At 33.4% G+C, this 17,905-nt stretch carries 17 protein-coding genes, 1 tRNA gene and 1 rRNA gene; all 19 read right to left on the bottom strand.

What is annotated here, in order from left to right; genetic code table 11:
* Positions 1–14: 14 nt before the first annotated feature.
* The 19 genes from LQ688_RS13210 to pth all read right to left on the bottom strand — a co-directional run bounded on the left by LQ688_RS13210 (position 15) and on the right by pth (position 17,905).
* Positions 15–90: transfer RNA gene (locus tag LQ688_RS13210), tRNA-Val, on the bottom strand.
* A gap of 13 nt (positions 91–103) precedes the next feature.
* Positions 104–218, bottom strand: a 5S ribosomal RNA gene (gene rrf, locus LQ688_RS13205).
* Between the two features lie 287 nt (positions 219–505).
* A complete protein-coding gene (gene lysS / locus LQ688_RS13200; protein WP_239705566.1) occupies positions 506–1,993 on the bottom strand; it encodes a lysine--tRNA ligase in 1,488 nt (495 codons plus the stop codon).
* A 17-nt stretch (positions 1,994–2,010) separates the two neighbouring features.
* Positions 2,011–2,154 carry a hypothetical protein gene (locus tag LQ688_RS13195; protein ID WP_016999882.1) on the bottom strand — a complete coding sequence of 48 codons (144 nt, stop codon included), beginning with the start codon at positions 2,152–2,154 and terminating at the stop codon, positions 2,011–2,013.
* Between the two features lie 19 nt (positions 2,155–2,173).
* Positions 2,174–2,662, bottom strand: coding sequence for a 2-amino-4-hydroxy-6-hydroxymethyldihydropteridine diphosphokinase (gene folK / locus LQ688_RS13190; RefSeq protein ID WP_016999883.1), 489 nt, complete (start codon positions 2,660–2,662; stop codon positions 2,174–2,176).
* Positions 2,663–3,022: a dihydroneopterin aldolase gene (folB, locus tag LQ688_RS13185; RefSeq protein ID WP_016999885.1), complete on the bottom strand. Its 360-nt coding sequence runs from the start codon at positions 3,020–3,022 to the stop codon at positions 2,663–2,665.
* A 3-nt stretch (positions 3,023–3,025) separates the two neighbouring features.
* The gene (folP, locus tag LQ688_RS13180; protein WP_239705565.1) at positions 3,026–3,808 is read right to left on the bottom strand and encodes a dihydropteroate synthase; all 783 of its coding nucleotides are present in this window, start codon (positions 3,806–3,808) and stop codon (positions 3,026–3,028) included.
* A 141-nt stretch (positions 3,809–3,949) separates the two neighbouring features.
* Entirely contained in the window at positions 3,950–4,879 is a 930-nt protein-coding gene (gene cysK / locus LQ688_RS13175) for a cysteine synthase A (protein ID WP_064211599.1), read from the bottom strand.
* 117 nt (positions 4,880–4,996) lie between these two features.
* Positions 4,997–5,869: an Hsp33 family molecular chaperone HslO gene (gene hslO / locus LQ688_RS13170; RefSeq protein WP_016999891.1), complete on the bottom strand. Its 873-nt coding sequence runs from the start codon at positions 5,867–5,869 to the stop codon at positions 4,997–4,999.
* A 64-nt stretch (positions 5,870–5,933) separates the two neighbouring features.
* Positions 5,934–8,048: an ATP-dependent zinc metalloprotease FtsH gene (gene ftsH / locus LQ688_RS13165; RefSeq protein ID WP_103268906.1), complete on the bottom strand. Its 2,115-nt coding sequence runs from the start codon at positions 8,046–8,048 to the stop codon at positions 5,934–5,936.
* A 91-nt stretch (positions 8,049–8,139) separates the two neighbouring features.
* Positions 8,140–8,676 carry a hypoxanthine phosphoribosyltransferase gene (gene hpt, locus LQ688_RS13160; protein ID WP_016999895.1) on the bottom strand — a complete coding sequence of 179 codons (537 nt, stop codon included), beginning with the start codon at positions 8,674–8,676 and terminating at the stop codon, positions 8,140–8,142.
* Complete coding sequence (gene tilS, locus LQ688_RS13155; RefSeq protein WP_103268907.1) at positions 8,676–9,941, bottom strand: tRNA lysidine(34) synthetase TilS; 1,266 nt, start codon at positions 9,939–9,941, stop codon at positions 8,676–8,678. Before tilS ends, hpt begins: the two co-directional genes overlap by 1 nt.
* Positions 9,942–10,027: 86 nt before the next feature.
* Positions 10,028–10,411 (bottom strand): S1 domain-containing RNA-binding protein, encoded by a 384-nt coding sequence (locus LQ688_RS13150; protein WP_016999899.1) that lies wholly within the window; start codon positions 10,409–10,411, stop codon positions 10,028–10,030.
* A gap of 83 nt (positions 10,412–10,494) precedes the next feature.
* Entirely contained in the window at positions 10,495–10,878 is a 384-nt protein-coding gene (locus LQ688_RS13145) for an FtsB family cell division protein (RefSeq protein WP_103268908.1), read from the bottom strand.
* 16 nt (positions 10,879–10,894) lie between these two features.
* Positions 10,895–11,161 carry an RNA-binding S4 domain-containing protein gene (locus LQ688_RS13140; RefSeq protein WP_016999901.1) on the bottom strand — a complete coding sequence of 89 codons (267 nt, stop codon included), beginning with the start codon at positions 11,159–11,161 and terminating at the stop codon, positions 10,895–10,897.
* On the bottom strand, positions 11,158–12,324 hold the full coding sequence (locus tag LQ688_RS13135; protein ID WP_064211598.1) for a MazG nucleotide pyrophosphohydrolase domain-containing protein: 1,167 nt from the start codon (positions 12,322–12,324) through the stop codon (positions 11,158–11,160). The genes LQ688_RS13140 and LQ688_RS13135 overlap by 4 nt, the downstream gene beginning before the upstream one ends.
* 4 nt (positions 12,325–12,328) lie before the next feature.
* Positions 12,329–13,858, bottom strand: a complete 1,530-nt coding sequence (locus LQ688_RS13130) for a polysaccharide biosynthesis protein (protein WP_239705564.1) — start codon at positions 13,856–13,858, stop codon at positions 12,329–12,331.
* Positions 13,827–17,336 carry a transcription-repair coupling factor gene (gene mfd / locus LQ688_RS13125; RefSeq protein WP_239705563.1) on the bottom strand — a complete coding sequence of 1,170 codons (3,510 nt, stop codon included), beginning with the start codon at positions 17,334–17,336 and terminating at the stop codon, positions 13,827–13,829. Before mfd ends, LQ688_RS13130 begins: the two co-directional genes overlap by 32 nt.
* A complete protein-coding gene (gene pth, locus LQ688_RS13120; protein ID WP_016999906.1) occupies positions 17,333–17,905 on the bottom strand; it encodes an aminoacyl-tRNA hydrolase in 573 nt (190 codons plus the stop codon). Before pth ends, mfd begins: the two co-directional genes overlap by 4 nt.

Genomic DNA, 17,905 nt, shown 5'->3' with positions numbered 1-17,905 from the left:
CTAGGCCGGCTAAATGGTGGAGAATGACGGGTTCGAACCGCCGACCCTCTGCTTGTAAGGCAGATGCTCTCCCAGCTGAGCTAATTCTCCAATTAACAATACTGCCCGGCAGCGTCCTACTCTCGCGGAACGTAAGTCCAACTACCATCGGCGCTAAAGAGCTTAACTTCTGTGTTCGGCATGGGAACAGGTGTGACCTCTTTGCTATCGCCACCAGACAATGTTGTTTCGTTTTTGTCTTACTTTATATATTATATAGAGTTAGTTTATGTTTTTCAATAGTAAATTTTACACCTTGTTAACTTTCTTTACAAAGTTTTCGAATTCACGTCCGCTTGTTTTCAGCGACCTTTATATAATACCCAATTTATATTCTTTCGTCAATGCTTTTTATGAAAAAAGTTGTTTTTTTAATAAGAAAACGTTTTAACGCTTTATTTATGTCATTTAATACCAAAAATAAAGGCAATAACCTTATTATTAAAGGTTATTGCCGAACATAAAATTATTTTTGTCTCATATATGGGAATAATAGTACATCTCTTATTGATGCTGAATTTGTTAATAGCATAACTAAACGGTCAATACCAATACCTAATCCACCTGTCGGCGGCATACCATATTCTAATGCTTCGATGAAATCTTCATCCATTTCATGTGCTTCATCATTACCTTGATCTTTTTCTTTCACTTGTGCTTCAAATCTTTCACGTTGATCGATTGGATCATTTAATTCTGTAAATGCATTAGCGTGTTCTCTACCAACTATAAATAGTTCGAAGCGATCAGTAAATCGTGGATCTTCTGGATTTTTCTTAGCTAATGGTGATATTTCAATTGGATGTCCATAAATAAACGTAGGTTGAATTAATTCTTCTTCTACTTTTTGTTCGAAGAATTCATTTAAGATATGACCATATGTCATACGATCTTCTACTTCTATATTATGTTGTTTTGCTAATTCATGTGCCTCTTCATCAGTTTTAACTTCATAGAAGTCTACTCCTGTATATTCTTTGACAGCATCTACCATGTGCCATCTCTTCCATTTTGAAGCTAGATCGATTGTTTCTTCTCCATATTGAATTGTAGCAGAACCAAGTACTTTTCCAGCTATTGAAGCGACCATTGCTTCAGTTAAATCCATAATATCATTATAGTCTGCATAAGCTTCATATAACTCTATCATAGTGAACTCAGGGTTATGTCTCGTTGACACACCTTCATTACGGAATACTCTTCCGATTTCATATACTTTTTCTAAACCACCAACAATAAGTCGTTTTAAGTGCAATTCAATTGCTATTCTCATGTATAAAGTAGCATCTAAAGCATTATGATGTGTAACGAACGGACGTGCTGAAGCACCTCCTGCTATTTGATGCATCATTGGTGTTTCAACTTCTAAGAAACCTTTTTGGTTCAAGTAATTTCTCATCTCTTGAATAATTTGGCTACGTGTAATGAATGTTTTTGTTGATTCTTCACTTGTAATTAAGTCTAAGTAACGTTGACGATAGCGTTGTTCAATGTCTTGTAAACCATGATATTTATCTGGTAAAGGTCTTAAAGACTTAGTTAATACTACGAATTCTTTCGCTTTAACAGATAATTCACCAGTATTTGTCTTGAACATAACACCTTTAATTCCAACTATGTCTCCTAAATCAGCATGTTTCCAAATTTCAAATTGTTCTTCACCGACTTGGTCTTTACGAACATAAATTTGAATTTGTCCTGTTATATCTTTAACATGAGCAAATCCTGCTTTACCTTTACCTCTTTTAGTCATCAAACGTCCAGCTATAGCAACTGAAGACTCTTCTTCTTTTTCTTGAAGTTCTTCTTTTGTAAATTCGTCCCATTCTTTATGTAAAGTAACAGAATCTCCGCTTCTTACAAATTTCTGCCCGAATGGATCAATACCTAAATCTCTTAATTCTTGTAGTTTTTCTCTTCGAACCAACATTTGGTCATTCATTTCTTCTGACATGATCTTCCACTCCTTAATTAAATTGCACTTATTTCTTGTTGTTGCTCTTCAACAAATTGTTCAAGAATACTTACTAACTCATCTCTTGTATTTGTTTGATTTATAACTTTTCTAACTCTACCTCTTACATCTTTTAAGTACCATGAAGCATGTTTTTTCATTTCCTATTTCCCACATGGTCTAACCTCTTTCTTTATTATACTTTACTACTTGTTCGTCGTTTGGCAATAGCTCCCAAATATATTTTTTGGATATTGGTTCAACAACATTTGAGGCGATATCATTAAGTGGTACCATCACAAATGCTCTTTCTGTCATTCTTGGGTGTGGCACTTCTAAGTCTGGTGATTGAATAACGGATTGATCATATAATAATATATCAATATCAATGGTACGTGGTCCCCATCGTTCATTTCTAACACGATGTAATTGTTGCTCAACCATCATACATACTTTCAACAAGTCTAATGCTTCTAATTCAGTTGAGATTTCGATACACATATTCAAAAAATCAGGTTGTTCTGTGTATCCTACCGGTTTTGTTTCATATATTGGAGATACTTGCGTTACTTTGATACCTTCTTCTGAATTTAAAAATGTAACAGCTTGTTCTAATTGAAGTTCCCTCTCTCCTATATTACTTCCTAAACCTAAATATGCGGTATGCATTTATCTCTTCCTCACGATCTCAATACCAACACCATTATAATGTCCCGGAATTGGCGGATTATTTTTCGTAATCTTTACTTTAGTTTCCAATACTCGATTATAGTGCGAAAATAATTGTTTTGCAATACGTTCTGCGAGATGTTCAATTAATTGTACTGGTTCGCCTTCCATTATTTCTTTAACAATCTCGAATACTTCACCGTAGTTTACAGTCTTTTCTAAATCATCTGTTTCTCCAGCTTCAGATAAATCTAATTTCAATTCTAAATCTACTAAAAATATCTGCCCTAATTCGTTTTCAGCTTTAAATGCTCCATGATATCCATAAAAAGACATGCCATCTAGTATAATTTTATCCATATTTTATATCCCTTTCAAAGCATCAATAGTTTGCGCAACTCTTTTATTCATTTTTACGTTGTGTACGCGTACAGCATGAATACCTTTTTCAATTCCAAAAGCTGTCGTTGCTGCAGTTGCTTCATCACGCTCTTTCACATCTATATTTCCACCTAGTAAATCATTGATGAGACGTTTTCTACTTGTAGCCAGCATCACTTTATAACCTGTTGCTACTAATTCATCTAACCTCGACATTACTATACGTTCTTCTTCTCTTGATTTAGCAAATCCAATACCAGGATCTAACCAAATATTTTTTTCGGGTATTCCTGCTATTTCTGCTTGATTTGCTTGTTTCAATAAAGATAATAGCAATTCATCCATCACTGGCATTTCTCGGTTGCCGTCCCCATTATGCATTAAAATAATTTCGGCATCATATTTCGCAACAACATTAAATATTTCAGGGTCATATAACCCAGCCCATTGATCGTTAATCATCGTTACACCACGTTTTAACGATTCTTCTGCAACTTGGCTTCTAAACGTGTCTACCGATAATTGAACATCTAAATCATTTAATGCTTCTATTACAGGTATAACTCTATTCAATTCTTCTTCTGTCTTTGCTACTTTAGTATGTCCAGGACGTGTTGAAACACCGCCAATATCTATAATATCTGCACCTTCACTTATTAATTGTTCAGCATGTGCTCTAGCATTTTCAACACTATTATAAGAACCACCATCAGAAAAAGAATCTGGCGTCACATTTAAAATACCCATAACTTTCGTATTTTTCACAATAGAAAACCTACCTTTTACATAGATAAACTTATTATAACAAATTTAAAAAATCACGCCTAAATGAAATAACTTATTTAAGTTATTTATTCTAGACGTGATTCGTAATTAAAAGTTAATACATTATAAAATTATAAATGATTAGTCTTCAAAAGCATATAATGGTGTAGATAGGTAACGTTCACCGTTACTTGGTAATACTGTAACAACTGTTTTACCTTCACCTAATTCTTTTGCTTTTTTCAATGCAGCTTTTATAGCAGCACCAGATGAAATACCGCCAAGAATCCCTTCTTCTTTAGCAACTCTTCTAGACATTTCCATCGCTTCTTCATTTCCTACTTTAATAACATCATCATAAACTTTTGTATCTAAAGTGTCTGGGACAAACCCTGCACCTAAACCTTGTAGTTTATGTGGTCCTGGGTTTCCGCCACTTAATATAGCAGAATCTTCAGGCTCAATAGCTACGATTTGGATGTTAGGGTATTTTTCTTTAAGCACTTTACCTGCACCAGTTAATGTTCCGCCTGTACCGACACCAGCTAAGAAAGCATCTATTTCTGTACCTTCGAATTGTTCAACTAATTCTGGACCAGTTGTTAATTCATGAACTTTAGGGTTTGCTGGGTTTTCGAATTGTTGTGGTTCAAAATAGCCTTTTTCTTCTTTGAGTTCTTTTGCTTTTTTGATAGCACCTTTCATTCCTTCAGCTCCAGGTGTCAATACTAATTCGGCACCATAAGCTTTTAATAGCGCACGACGTTCACTACTCATTGTGTCCGGCATAACAAATACTGCTTTGTAACCTTTTGCAGCTGCTACCATTGCTAGACCGATACCAGTATTACCAGATGTAGGCTCTATAATAGTATCGCCCGGTTTAATTTTGCCTTCTTTTTCAGCAGCTTCTAACATCGCTAAAGCGATTCTATCTTTAACTGAACTACCCGGGTTTTGATATTCTAATTTTACATAAACATCTGCCGAACCATCTTCCACTACTCTATTTAATTTAACAACAGGTGTATCTCCAATTAATTCAACAATATTATTTACTCTCTTAGCCATTTATAATTCACTCCTAGTCAGTATTTTCAATTTCATATCTTAGTTTCTTTATCGGATATACTTATTATAACAAAATACGCCTTAAAGTGAAAGTATTTACTAAATTACTTTTTACATTTATTTTTTAAGTGACATTAAATCTTCTTCTGTAAAATTATATTTCGTCCTACAGAAATGGCATTCTACTTCAGCTCCATGATCTTCTTCTATCATTGAGTCGATTTCTGCCTCTCCTAAACCTTTAATTGCATTTAAGAATTTTTCTCTTGAACAATTACATTTGAACTCTACTTCCATGTTATCAATTATTCTTGTGTTTTCTTTTCCTAACACCGTTTCAATTAATTCTTCTGGTGAAAGGCCTCTATCTATCAATTTAGAGACAGGTTCCATTTGATTAATTTTTTCTTCAATCGCTTCAATCGTTTCTTCAGAAGCACCTGGCATAAGCTGAATAACAAACCCGCCTGCTGCTTTAATAGAATTATCTGGGTTTACCAGTACACCTAGTCCAACAGCTGATGGAACTTGTTCACTCGTAACAAAATAATAAGTAAAGTCTTCGCCAAGTTCTCCCGAAACAATCGGTGTAGAACCTGTGAAATAGTCTTTTAGCCCAATATCTTTTACGACGCTTAACATACCATCTGTACCTACTGCACGTCTTACGTCCAATTTACCTTGATCATTTAACGGGAAATGAGTTTGAGGATTTTGAACATAACCTCTAACTTCACCTTTAGCATTAGCATCTACCATAATTTTACCTATAGGTCCGCCTCCGTCGATAGTAATCGTTAATTTCTCTTCATTTTTTAACATTGAACCCATTATCACGCCTGCTGTCATCGATCTTCCCAATGCAGCAGAAGCAGTTGGCCATGTGTAATGTCTTGTTTGAGCTTCTTGAATTGTATTTGTAGTCTGTACAGCAAAAGCACGTACTTCATCATTAAATGCCAATGCTCTTACTAAATAATCTTTTGTCATAAATATACTCCTTCTTTAAAAAAAGCCCCTCTCAATCAAACTATTGAAAGGGACTTGTATAAATTTATTCTTTACGATCTGTAGGTTTATTGTCACCTAAATCATCGATATTTGGTTCTTCTTTATGTGCTGGCTCATCATTAGATTTTTCTTCATCAGATTCTTGTTCATCTTTCGAATTATGAGATTCTTCTTTTTTAACCTCTTCGTAAGATTTACCAATTTTGTCATCTTCGACATCTAATGTGCCTTCTTGTTGTGTTAAGTCACCTTCATATTTATCTTCGTCAGGTTCATTGTCTTCTTCTAAGTGAGAATCATCGTATTTAACTTCTGGTAATTTTCCTTCGTTAAATAATGAGTGGATTTGTTCAGCGACTAACGTTTCTTCAACAAGTAATGTTTTAGCAATTAACTCTAATTGAGATTTATGCTCTGTAAGAATTTGTTTACAACGTTCATATTGTTCTTTAATAATACGTTGTACTTCTGAATCAATTTCATAAGCAATTTGATCTGAATAATTTGGTTCAGACTGCATATCTTTACCTAAGAATACTTGTCCACTGTCTGAGCTACCGAATTGTAACGGACCTAATTTCTTACTCATACCGTATTCTGTAACCATCTTACGTGCAATACTAGTAGCACGTTGGAAGTCGTTATGTGCACCAGTTGATGCCTCACCAAAGTTAATCTCTTCAGAAACACGACCACCTAATAGTCCAACTATTTTATCTAATAGTTCTGGTTCAGTCATGAAGTAACGATCTTCTTTAGGTAACATCATTGCATATCCACCAGCTTGTCCGCGAGGAACGATTGTTACTTTATGAACCATTTCAGCTTCATCTAATACACAACCGATAATTGTATGTCCCGCTTCATGGAAAGCCACAATATTTTTTTCTTTTTCGGAAATAACACGTGACTTCTTGGCTGGTCCAGCGATAACTCTGTCTGTAGCTTCTTCTATATCTCGCATATCAATTTTAGTTTTATTTGTACGAGCAGCAACTAATGATGCTTCATTTAATAAGTTTTCTAAATCTGCACCTGAGAATCCTGGTGTTCTTTGTGAAATTGCTTTTAGGTCTACTGTTTCATCTAAAGGTTTATTACGAGCATGTACTTTAAGTACTGCTTCACGACCTCTAACATCTGGACGACCAACTTGAATTTGTCTATCAAAACGTCCAGGACGTAATAATGCTGGGTCAAGAATATCAGGACGGTTAGTAGCTGCAATCATAATGATACCTTCGTTTTCACCGAAGCCATCCATTTCAACTAATAATTGGTTCAGTGTTTGTTCACGTTCATCGTGTCCACCGCCAACACCTGCGCCACGTTGACGACCTACAGCGTCAATTTCATCAATAAAGATGATACATGGAGCATTTTTCTTAGCATTTTCGAATAAGTCACGAACACGGCTTGCACCGACACCAACGAACATCTCAACGAAGTCAGAACCACTTATTGAAAAGAACGGTGTTCCAGCTTCACCTGCAACAGCTCTTGCAAGTAAAGTTTTACCTGTTCCTGGAGGACCAACTAGTAAAACACCTTTAGGTATTCGTGCGCCCATTTTCTTGAATTTACGATTATCTTTAAGGAAATCTACAATTTCCACTAATTCTTGTTTCTCTTCGTCAGCACCTGCTACATCAGAGAATCTAACGCGTTTTTTCTGGTCGTCATAAAGTTTGGCTTTTGATTTACCAAAGTTCATAACGCGGCCGCCACCGCCACCGCCGCCGCCTTGCATTTGGCTTAAGAAGAATATAAATAAAAATGCAATAATTAAAACAGGGATGAGTGTCGTTAACACACTTACGAACACACTTTGTTTTTCTTCTTCTTTGACATTGAATTTCAAGTCACTTTGCTTATCGGCTGTTTCTGTAATTTTTTTCAGATCATCTTGGTTGTTAAATAGGATTGAAGATGTATATTTTTCATCTTTACCTTTTTTTAGTTCACCGCTAACCATATAAACATTTTGTTCTGGTTGAATAGTTAACGTTTTTAAATCGCCTTTTTCTAACTTCGTCATAAACTCATTATATGTAAGTTGTTTTGGTGATTGTCCGTTGCCATTAATGAACTGGAACACACCAAATAGGACGATAGCTAAAAGCGCAATCATTAATATATTTCGAAAAGCTTTTTGCATTCAATTTGTCCTCCTACTCAATTAATAAAACTAACAAAAATTTTACCACATTTATAATTTCACACGCTAGTAATTAACCTTACTTAACTAATCATTCATAGATTTCAGGTTTTAACGTTCCAATATACGGTAAATTACGATATTTCTCAGCAAAATCTAATCCATAACCCACTACGAATTCATCTGGAATTTTTTCGCCGACGTATTTAGCTTCAATATCCACTTTACGCTTCATTGGCTTGTCTAATAGTGTCACAATTTCAATAGAATTAACATTTCTGTATTTCAATAAATCAACTATTGAATTTAAAGTTGTACCCGTTTCTAAAATATCTTCAATGATAATCACATCTCTATTTTCAACTGATGTACTTAAGTCTTTTAAAATTTTAACTTCTCCAGTTGATTCTGTTCCACCATGATAGCTTGACACATCCATGAAATCTATTTCTAAATGCGTATCAATATTTTTGATTAAATCTGTCATGAACATAATGGACCCTTTAAGGATTCCTATACAAATAGGTGTTTTTCCATTATAATCTTCTGTGATTTGCTTTCCTAGTGTTTTGCATCTTTCTTGAATTTCATCTGCAGATAAAACAACAGACTTAATCGAATCTTTCATTAAAAGTCATCTCCAATATAAGTGATAGTTAATACATTTTTAAAGTTAGAATCAATCCAAATATCCCCTATTGCTACAATATCATCCTCGTTAACAATAATCGGACAGTAATCACGTTTATGTATATCCATCTTGTTGTCTATCATGATTCTATTTACTTTTTTGTGTTGTTTATTTCCCCGGTTATAATACTGAATACGATCTCCTGGCTCTCTTATTCTTACAAATAAAGGAGACGATAATCGTTTAGCTTCAATCACCCAATTCCCAAATATAAATTGCTCATCATTATCAATATATATAGAATTTACATTGAACTCAATATCTTTACATAGTAATAATTTATCATATGCTACAATAAACTGCCAATCATCAGATACTGGAATAACGGATTGTTTTTTTTGATTATGAAATATGTCGAGCCATTCTTGATAAGCCTTCATACTAAATTGACGTTGAACATACTTTCCTAACAAATTATCGAGAATCTGAATTTTTATAAGTGGGTTTAAATCATTAAATTTATGACGGTCTATTACTATTTTAGACCCTTGAACAACCTCATTGTTTATAAACATTTGTGCTTGTTGATTTACTAAATCCCGAGCATCATCCATCCATTGGTTCAATGTAACTAAATGAGAAGTTGATAATTCATCTCGTTCATCAACTATAGGTAAAATATTATTGCGAATATAATTCCTTGTATATTTAGTGTCTTGGTTGGATTGATCTTCAAAATAAGTAAATTGAGTTTCATGTTGATATTGTCTTAATTCTGATTTGGATATATTTAAAAAAGGACGTATGATTTTATAACCATTTCTAGTTTGGTTTTTAGAAATACCAAGTGAAGATCGACCGATTCTACCTGAAAACAGTCGGTATGCTATGGTTTCTTTTTGGTCGTCTAGATGATGTGCTGTTAATAAAATCGTACTATTGGTTTCTTTCATTATTTGATCAAACCATTCATATCTCATGTTTCTAGATACATCTTGAATACTTTTATTTTGTTGCACTACATCAGACAAGTCTAATGTTTTAATATATATTTCAATATTATGTTCTTCACAAAATTCTTCAATAAATTTCGCTTCATCTTGCGACTCTTTTCTTAAGCCATGATTTACATGTAAGCAAATCAATTTTTGATAAGTGTGTTTGTACGTCGTATTTAGTAAATGTAATAACGACATACTATCTATCCCAGTTGAAACAGCCAATGCTAAATTATCATCATGTTCCCAAGTTATCTCGAGCATTGTTACACACCTCAATCTATAAATTCAATTGATTATCTCAAAATAAAAAGAGGCTCAAGTTATTAGCCTCTTTTAATTATAATCAATTATCGTCTTGCACCTTTACCGCCACGACGTGATTCAGTTTGTCTCTTAATAGACGTTAACTTATCCTCACTATCTTTTAAAAAGTTTGATAATTTTTTCTCAAAGTCTTCAGGCTTTGCTTCTTTCTTTGGCGCTTGACGTTTCGGACGTTCTTTAGCTTTTTTAATAGATAAGCTAATTTTGCCGTCATCCGCTACTGTTAATACTTTAACTTCTACTTCATCGCCTACAGATAAATGGTCATTAACATTTTCTACGTAGTTATCAGCGACTTCACTGATGTGCACAAGGCCACTTTTCCCTTCAGGTAATTCAACAAACGCACCAAAATTTTTAATACCTGTAACTTTCCCTTTGACTTTATTGCCTACTTCAATTGACATATTATTACTGTATCCTCCTGATATAATTTCACTTTAACCTTATTATATGCTTCTATACAAAATTATACAACGTCATATATAGATTATTTGTCTTTTTCTGAATTTTTTTTGTCTTCTGGTAATTTAAATATAATTTCACCGTCATTACTAAGGAAATATTCGCTTCTTGCTAATTTTTCAATATATTCTTTATTATTTAAACGTTTTATTTGTTCTTTCAACTCTATTTCTTGATCCTGTAATTTTTCATAAGTTACAGCTTTTTCTTTACGTTCTTGCACTAACTCTTCATTACGATTTTTTTGCAAAAACAACATAATAATCATGATGATAATGATAAGTAGCAAAATTCCACCAAACAAGGTTAATCTTTTTCGTACCACTTGGCGCGTTTTATTGACAGTTTTCTTTTTTTTGTTTTGTGACTGTGTAAATTCATTATCTAAATTTTTAATTTTTTGCGCCATAAGAATACCTCCTTATTTATATAGAATCTTGTATTTTCTCTTCTTTGACAACTTCAAACATTGTTTTTGCATTCTCTTTATTAGCATGCTCAGAAAGCCCTGTTACTTTCACTACAATAATACGATTACCTAATTTAAGTTCTAATTCATCATCTACATTAACATTTGTGCCAGCTTTAGCAGTTTGTCCATTTATTTTAACTCTGCCTTGGTCACTTACTTCTTTAGCTAATGTTCGACGTTTAATCAAACGCGATACTTTTAAGTATTTATCTAATCTCAAAGTTTCAAATCCCCTCTATTAATTAATGCTTTAAGTTCTTTTTCATTTAAACTGTCTAATTTGGTTTTATCATACAACTTCAAAAAGTAATCAGCAAATATTTTTTCCAATTTTTCACGTTTTACTTTTCCTTCTTTTTGTTTTTCTTTTTGCCAAATTTCATGTAGATCATCTAAGCTATCTGCTTTTTCTTCTCCAAACACATGAGGATGTCTTCTGACCATTTTACTCGTTAAAACACCAACTACTTCTCTAATATCAAAGTATCCTTCTTTCTTCCCAATAGCAGAATGCAGCATGACTTGTAATAAAACATCGCCTAATTCCTCTATCATATGGTCTATATCATCTTCATCGATTGCTTCAATTAATTCAAATGCTTCTTCAATTATATAACGTTTTAACGTTTCATGAGTCTGCACTTTATCCCATGGACATCCATCTTCAGATACAAGTGTGTCTATTGTTTTTTCCAAATACTGAAAATCATTATACATTTCATTATCGTCAGTTATCTTAGGTACAAACAAACTTGTTAAATTAGATAGTGATGCGTGGTGGTCCATTTCATATAATGGACACGTAATAACATCAGCTTCTCCCAATCTTGCATTTGTAACTAAACTAACTATATGTTCGTCTGGATAACGCTCCATTAAAGTGACTTTAACATCAGATGCTACCATTTGATCATAAACTTGTGTAATAATCGTGTTTGTTCTTATATTTAACATCTTTTCTTCTAGGTTTGTACCATCTAATAATGTTAAACCATCGTTTGGATCTATTTTAATCGCTCTAAACATATCATCAAGAAAACTTTTACCACCTAAAATTTTTACTTGAGCATCTGTTTCTAATAGAAATTGAGTCGTCGTTTCTGCCACCATCGGGTCTCCAGGAACTGCATAAATAACCTCTTCATTTCGAGACTTATCGATTAACGTATCTACAATTTCATTATATACATCTATAAAATGATCATGCTTTTCATAAATATAATCGAAGCTTTCCCAATTCACTTCTTTTAATTCATTCACGACAGGGTGTTCTATTGTTCTTGCATATACTTTATCAGCTGATTGTAAAGTTCTATATATGCCCAATGGCAGTTCTTCAAGACTATAGTTTCCTAAACCAACGACTGTAATTTGTTGAGACATTGTTTTACTTCTCCTTCATCAATTTATCCATTAAAGGTAAATGTTGACACTCTTCTCTTTTTAATATTTTCAATTTAATTATACCTAATAACACAATAATAACTCCAACAATACCCGCTAAAACGAGGACTAACAAACTTGATAGTCTTGATTGAGTAGGAATACTTAGCACTATTTGTACTAATCCAGACATTATAGTTAGCGTGAAGATTACTTTAGCAATAAATAATCCCATGTTTTGAAATCGATATAATTTCATGACGATGATATGCAATGTTAATGCATAAATACCCAAAGATATTACAGTAGCCAAACTGGCCCCAAATATTCCAAATTGCATCACAAATACATAGTTTCCTATACTTTTAAATAGTAATCCTATTATAAGTGCAATGAGTAATACTGACCGTCTAGCTTTAACTTGTAATAACGCTGTATACATAATAATAAATGTGACAAATACAACTGAAAGCATAAATACACTTAATGTGCCTACTAATTCGTTCGTCTTAAAGAATACCGTATTTAGTAAAGGCAAGAGATTTATTAAACCTATTGCTGCAGCCATACTGAAAAGTACTGTTATTTTGAGTGACGTGTTAGCATATTCATTAACTAAATGATGATTTTTCTTCTGTAACTCTTCCGTAAGGAGTGGAATGAGTACAAAACTAAATGTAGTCGTAATAATCAGCCCCATTTGAATAAGCGAAGCCCCTCTATCAAATATACCTTTCACTTTTATGCTTTCCTGAAATGTATAGCCAGTATCTTGTAGTAAATGGATTAATGTAAATGAATCCACTAATTGCCACAATATAAGAATCAAATAAGATATGGCATATAATACAGTCATAATAATGACATCTTTTAAATCATTAAAATTTATTTCCCAGGAAAAATGAAATTTTGGCTTTCTTTTCAAATAAAAATATAAAACAATGCTAAAAAGCCCAATAACTGAACCACTTATTGCAATTGTTCCAGCTTGGTAAATTGAAACATCCATGTACATAAATACAGAAATAGCAATAAATATTACAATCACTCTTAATACTTGATCAATTACTTGTGATATCGCAATAGTATTCATTTGGTGTTTCATTTGATAATATCCTCGTACCATCGAAATAAACACGAGTGGTATTAAGGCAATACTAGCCATGCGAATCATAGGTGTTAGTTGTACGTCACCCATCCAACTACTTATAGTAGGTGCAAAAACTAACACCCCTATACTGGTGGTTAGACAAATACTTTGTAACCACCAAAATAATGCTGAAATAGTAGTTTGAGGTCGTTTAATCATCCAACTGCTCATTACGCTAGGTAAAGCATTTAAACTTACTACACTCACAATCGCGACTAATGGGTAAACTTGTTGATAAGCATATAAACCTTCATCGCCTAATATATTTTGATAAGGTACTCTATAAATTGCACTTAATGACTTAACGATTACCATAGTAATAGTTAAGAGTAATACACTATTAAAAATCGGTTTAGATTGCGTCATCATCCACCAAACTCTCATTAATAACTTCTGTTAAGAACTTCAAATCATCAAGCCACTGTTTTGTTTTTTGTAACTTAAACACCATTTGATTATCCGCAACAGCTATTCTAAGCTTTCTACCTAGTGGTTCTGTAACTTTAAATAATACGTCACCTTTCAAGTGGTTTGTTGTATATTCTGAGGTTGTTAATTGAATTGTATTTCCTGTTTCTTTAATCTCGGTAATTCCAAATAAAATACCATTTAATCTAATTCTTACAACATCTAGTAATCGTTCTACTTCTACAGGGTATTCACCAAAGCGATCGATTAGTTCATCTTGCAAGTCTTCTAACTGGGAAACAGTAGTAATACTTCTCATCTTTTTATACATTTCAATTTTTGCTTGTTCATTTTTGATATATTCTGCAGGTATATAAGCGTCAACTTTAACATCAACTTCTAATTGTGGTCCTTCTGATTCAGGTTCTATACCACGTTTGACATTGACCGCTTCTTCTAACATTTGAGAATATAAGTCATAACCAACAGAATCTATAAATCCTGATTGCTGACTTCCTAACAGGTTACCTGCACCTCTTATATTCAAGTCTCTCATTGCAATTTTAAACCCGCTACCTAATTCTGTAAATTCTTTAATTGCTTGTAACCTTTGTTCAGCAACTTCTGTCAGTACTTTATTTTGTTCGTGTAAGAAGTAAGCATAACCTATTCTACTAGAACGTCCAACGCGCCCTCTTAATTGATAAAGTTGGCTTAACCCAAATCGATTCGCATCTTCAATAATCAAAGTGTTAGCGTTAGGAACATCTACGCCCGTCTCTATAATTGTCGTAGTTACTAAAATATCATATTCACCGTCAACAAAATTAAGCATAGTCTCTTCTAACTCACGTTCCGTCATTTGACCATGGGCTACACCTATTCTCGCATTAGGCATAAGCATCGATAACTGCTCACTCTTTTGGTAAATCGATTGAACCCTATTATATAAATAGAATGCCTGCCCACCTCGAGACAACTCTCTTTCTAATGCCTCTTTTACAAAATTCATATTCTGTTCTAATACATAAGTTTGTACTGGGAATCTATTCTCAGGTGGCGTTTCTATAACAGATAAATCTCTTACACCTAACAAGCTCATATGAAGGGTTCTTGGTATTGGTGTAGCTGTTAGTGTTAATACATCAACATTAGTTTTTAATGCCTTAATTCTTTCTTTATGTTTAACACCAAATCGTTGTTCCTCATCGACAATTAATAAACCTAAATCTTTATATTCTACATCTTTACTTAGTAATTTATGAGTACCAACTACGATGTCTACAAAACCTTTTTTAATACCTTCTTTTGTTTCTTTTACTTGTTTAGGCGTTCTAAAACGACTCATCATTTGAATTTCGACAGGATATTCTTGCATTCTCTCTCTAAAAGTTTCAAAGTGTTGTTGAGCCAAGATAGTTGTAGGTACTAAGACTGCTACTTGTTTACCTTCTAACACAGCTTTGAAAGCTGCTCTAATCGCAACTTCAGTTTTACCGTAACCAACATCTCCACAAAGTAAGCGGTCCATAGGTCTAAGTTTTTCCATATCACCTTTGATTTCTTCTAATGAAGTAATTTGATCTGGTGTTGGTTCATAAGGGAAGTCCATTTCAAATGTCATTTGTTCTTCAGAATCAGGTCCATATTGATAGCCTTCCACTTGCTCACGTTCTTGATAAAGTTTTAATAATTCATCAGCAATATCTTCAACATTTTTTTGAACTTTAGCCTTTGTTTTTTTCCATTCTGTTCCGCCTAATTTATTAACTTTAGGCTCTTTATCATCTGAGCCAACAAACTTTTGAACATCGTTCATTTGATCAACAGGTACAAATAATTGGTCTGTTCCTTTGTACTGAATTTTAATATAGTCTTTGTGTATGCCTGAAACTTCTAATGTTTCAACACCTAAATATTTACCTACACCGTGATGTACATGAACAACGTAATCTCCGACATTTAACTCTTGATAAGACTTAATTTTCTCTGCATTCGACAGTTTTTGTCTTCTTTTAGATTGTTTACGTTCGCGTGCTTTGAAGAGTTCTTTTTCAGTCACAACAACTAATTTCATGTACGGCAATTCAAATCCTTCAGATAATGCGCCATCTGTAACAACTGCTTGACCACTATTATCGATATGTTCTATACGATCTATTACAGTTGGTATCTTCATGTCGCTGAGCATACTTTGAATTCTCGTTTTGCGTGTTTCTGATTCTGCCAATAAAACAACAGTGAATCCTTGTTTCATATAGCGATCAAATTCAGACTGCATAATATCATATTGTCCATAAAAACGTTGCACTGGTTTACATGAAAACTTGACCATTTCCTCTATCTCTACAGGCATGCTTGCTGTAAATAAAGTAAAATAAGAAATTTTATGTTTATTCAACAAATCAGTAAACGCTGATTCTACAATAAAGCGTTGTCCTATAAACGCTTGCCCAGATTCAATTAAAGATTGCGTGAATTCTTCAATTTCTACATCTAATGAGTTTTCAGTGTCTTTAATTCTATTATATTCATCTACTACAATAAGAGCGTCTTCTGCTAAATAATCTACAAATGTAGATACCTCATCATACATAAATGCAATAACTCGTCTTAAAATCTGATGATCTTTTAATTCATCATCTTGCATTAAAATATTTTGATAAGTGTCTTTCAAATCAGGACGAATTTCTTTCGGTAGTTTTTCACGCGTTTGCTCATATGATTCTTCCATACGTTCTGATAATCTATTGATTTGTTCTGAAGTGAAAATATAATCACTTGCACTTGTTATTTCAACTTCTTCTACATTTTGTAAAGAACGCTGCGTTTCAACATCAAAGACTCTCATACCATCTACTTCTGTATCAAACAACTCAATACGTACAGGGTCTCCAATAACAGGGTATATATCGATTAAGCCACCTCGAATTGAGAATTCACCAATCGCTGAAACTAGGGACTGTCTCTTGTATCCCATATCAACTAATTGCTTAGCCCATTCTTCTAACTCTATATCATCACCTATTTTTATAGATTTATAATGATCTTTCCAAATGGACGGAGGTGTGAGTTGTTTCTTCAAGCCATTTATTGGCACGATAAATAACCCTTTCTTACTTTGAGCAAGATGGGTTAGAGTTCTAACACGCTCACTCATTAAGTCTGGGCTTTGTGTTGAAAATGCTTCAATCATAATATCTTGTACAGGAAATTTAAATACTTCTTCAGGCGGTAATAATTGCAGTATGTCTGCTTCTAATTTATCCGCTTGGTATAAATTATTTGTCACAATGACTAATTGTTTATCGTGTTTCAAATATTGTTCTAGAATAAGCAATGCTTTACTAGATTGATTCAAACCGGTAACGAGTATGTTTTTTTCTCCAAAAATACGTTCTAAATCTTGAAATCGCTCATCTTTTTGTATAATTTCATGAATGACATGTCTCATTCTACTTCACCGTTAAACTGATTCATAACATTAGGAAATGTTTCACCTTTAATTATACTTTCACAAGCATCTGCTGCCCGTTCTATTACCTTTTTCATAGTTATCATTTCATCTTCAGAGAATTTTTGTAGAACATAACTCGGAACACTCATACCGTTAGTCGGACGATCTATACCAATTCGTACTCTATTAAATTTATCTGTTCCTAAATGTTGTATTAAAGACTTCATCCCGTTATGACCGCCAGCACTGCCTTTTTGGCGCAGTCTCAAATGACCTTGTGGCTGATCTAAATCGTCATATAGAACAAGTAAATCTTCAATATCAATATTATAATAATCCATTAGTGGCCTTACTGCTTCACCAGATAAATTCATGAATGTCATCGGTTCAATAAGCATAACCTTTTCACCATTTATTAATCCGATAGTATAGGCACCTTTAAATTTTTGTTTATCTAATTGTAATTGATGACGATCAATCAATTCATCAACTACTTCAAAACCTATATTATGACGAGTTCCGTCAAATTTCTTACCTATATTCCCAAGTCCAACAATACATTTCAT

It is taken from the genome of Mammaliicoccus sp. J-M40 (assembly GCF_022386395.1).
Taxonomy (GTDB): Bacteria; Bacillota; Bacilli; order Staphylococcales; family Staphylococcaceae; genus Mammaliicoccus; species Mammaliicoccus lentus.
The sequence above is the reverse complement of the archived record's forward strand: the minus strand, read 5'-3'. Positions and strand labels throughout refer to the sequence as shown.

Bases quoted from the DNA above. Each gene is read 5' to 3' on its own strand.
- mfd (WP_239705563.1), bottom strand. From the start codon at position 17,336: ATGAGACATGTCATTCATGAAATTATACAAAAAGATGAGCGATTTCAA.
- hslO (WP_016999891.1), bottom strand. From the start codon at position 5,869: ATGACAAAAGATTATTTAGTAAGAGCATTGGCATTTAATGATGAAGTA.
- LQ688_RS13130 (WP_239705564.1), bottom strand. From the start codon at position 13,858: ATGAGAGTTTGGTGGATGATGACGCAATCTAAACCGATTTTTAATAGT.
- ftsH (WP_103268906.1), bottom strand. From the start codon at position 8,048: ATGCAAAAAGCTTTTCGAAATATATTAATGATTGCGCTTTTAGCTATC.
- hpt (WP_016999895.1), bottom strand. From the start codon at position 8,676: ATGAAAGATTCGATTAAGTCTGTTGTTTTATCTGCAGATGAAATTCAA.
- LQ688_RS13145 (WP_103268908.1), bottom strand. From the start codon at position 10,878: ATGGCGCAAAAAATTAAAAATTTAGATAATGAATTTACACAGTCACAA.
- folK (WP_016999883.1), bottom strand. From the start codon at position 2,662: ATGCATACCGCATATTTAGGTTTAGGAAGTAATATAGGAGAGAGGGAA.
- cysK (WP_064211599.1), bottom strand. From the start codon at position 4,879: ATGGCTAAGAGAGTAAATAATATTGTTGAATTAATTGGAGATACACCT.
- lysS (WP_239705566.1), bottom strand. From the start codon at position 1,993: ATGTCAGAAGAAATGAATGACCAAATGTTGGTTCGAAGAGAAAAACTA.
- tilS (WP_103268907.1), bottom strand. From the start codon at position 9,941: ATGCTCGAGATAACTTGGGAACATGATGATAATTTAGCATTGGCTGTT.
- LQ688_RS13150 (WP_016999899.1), bottom strand. From the start codon at position 10,411: ATGTCAATTGAAGTAGGCAATAAAGTCAAAGGGAAAGTTACAGGTATT.
- LQ688_RS13195 (WP_016999882.1), bottom strand. From the start codon at position 2,154: ATGAAAAAACATGCTTCATGGTACTTAAAAGATGTAAGAGGTAGAGTT.
- pth (WP_016999906.1), bottom strand. From the start codon at position 17,905: ATGAAATGTATTGTTGGACTTGGGAATATAGGTAAGAAATTTGACGGA.
- folB (WP_016999885.1), bottom strand. From the start codon at position 3,022: ATGGATAAAATTATACTAGATGGCATGTCTTTTTATGGATATCATGGA.
- LQ688_RS13135 (WP_064211598.1), bottom strand. From the start codon at position 12,324: ATGTCTCAACAAATTACAGTCGTTGGTTTAGGAAACTATAGTCTTGAA.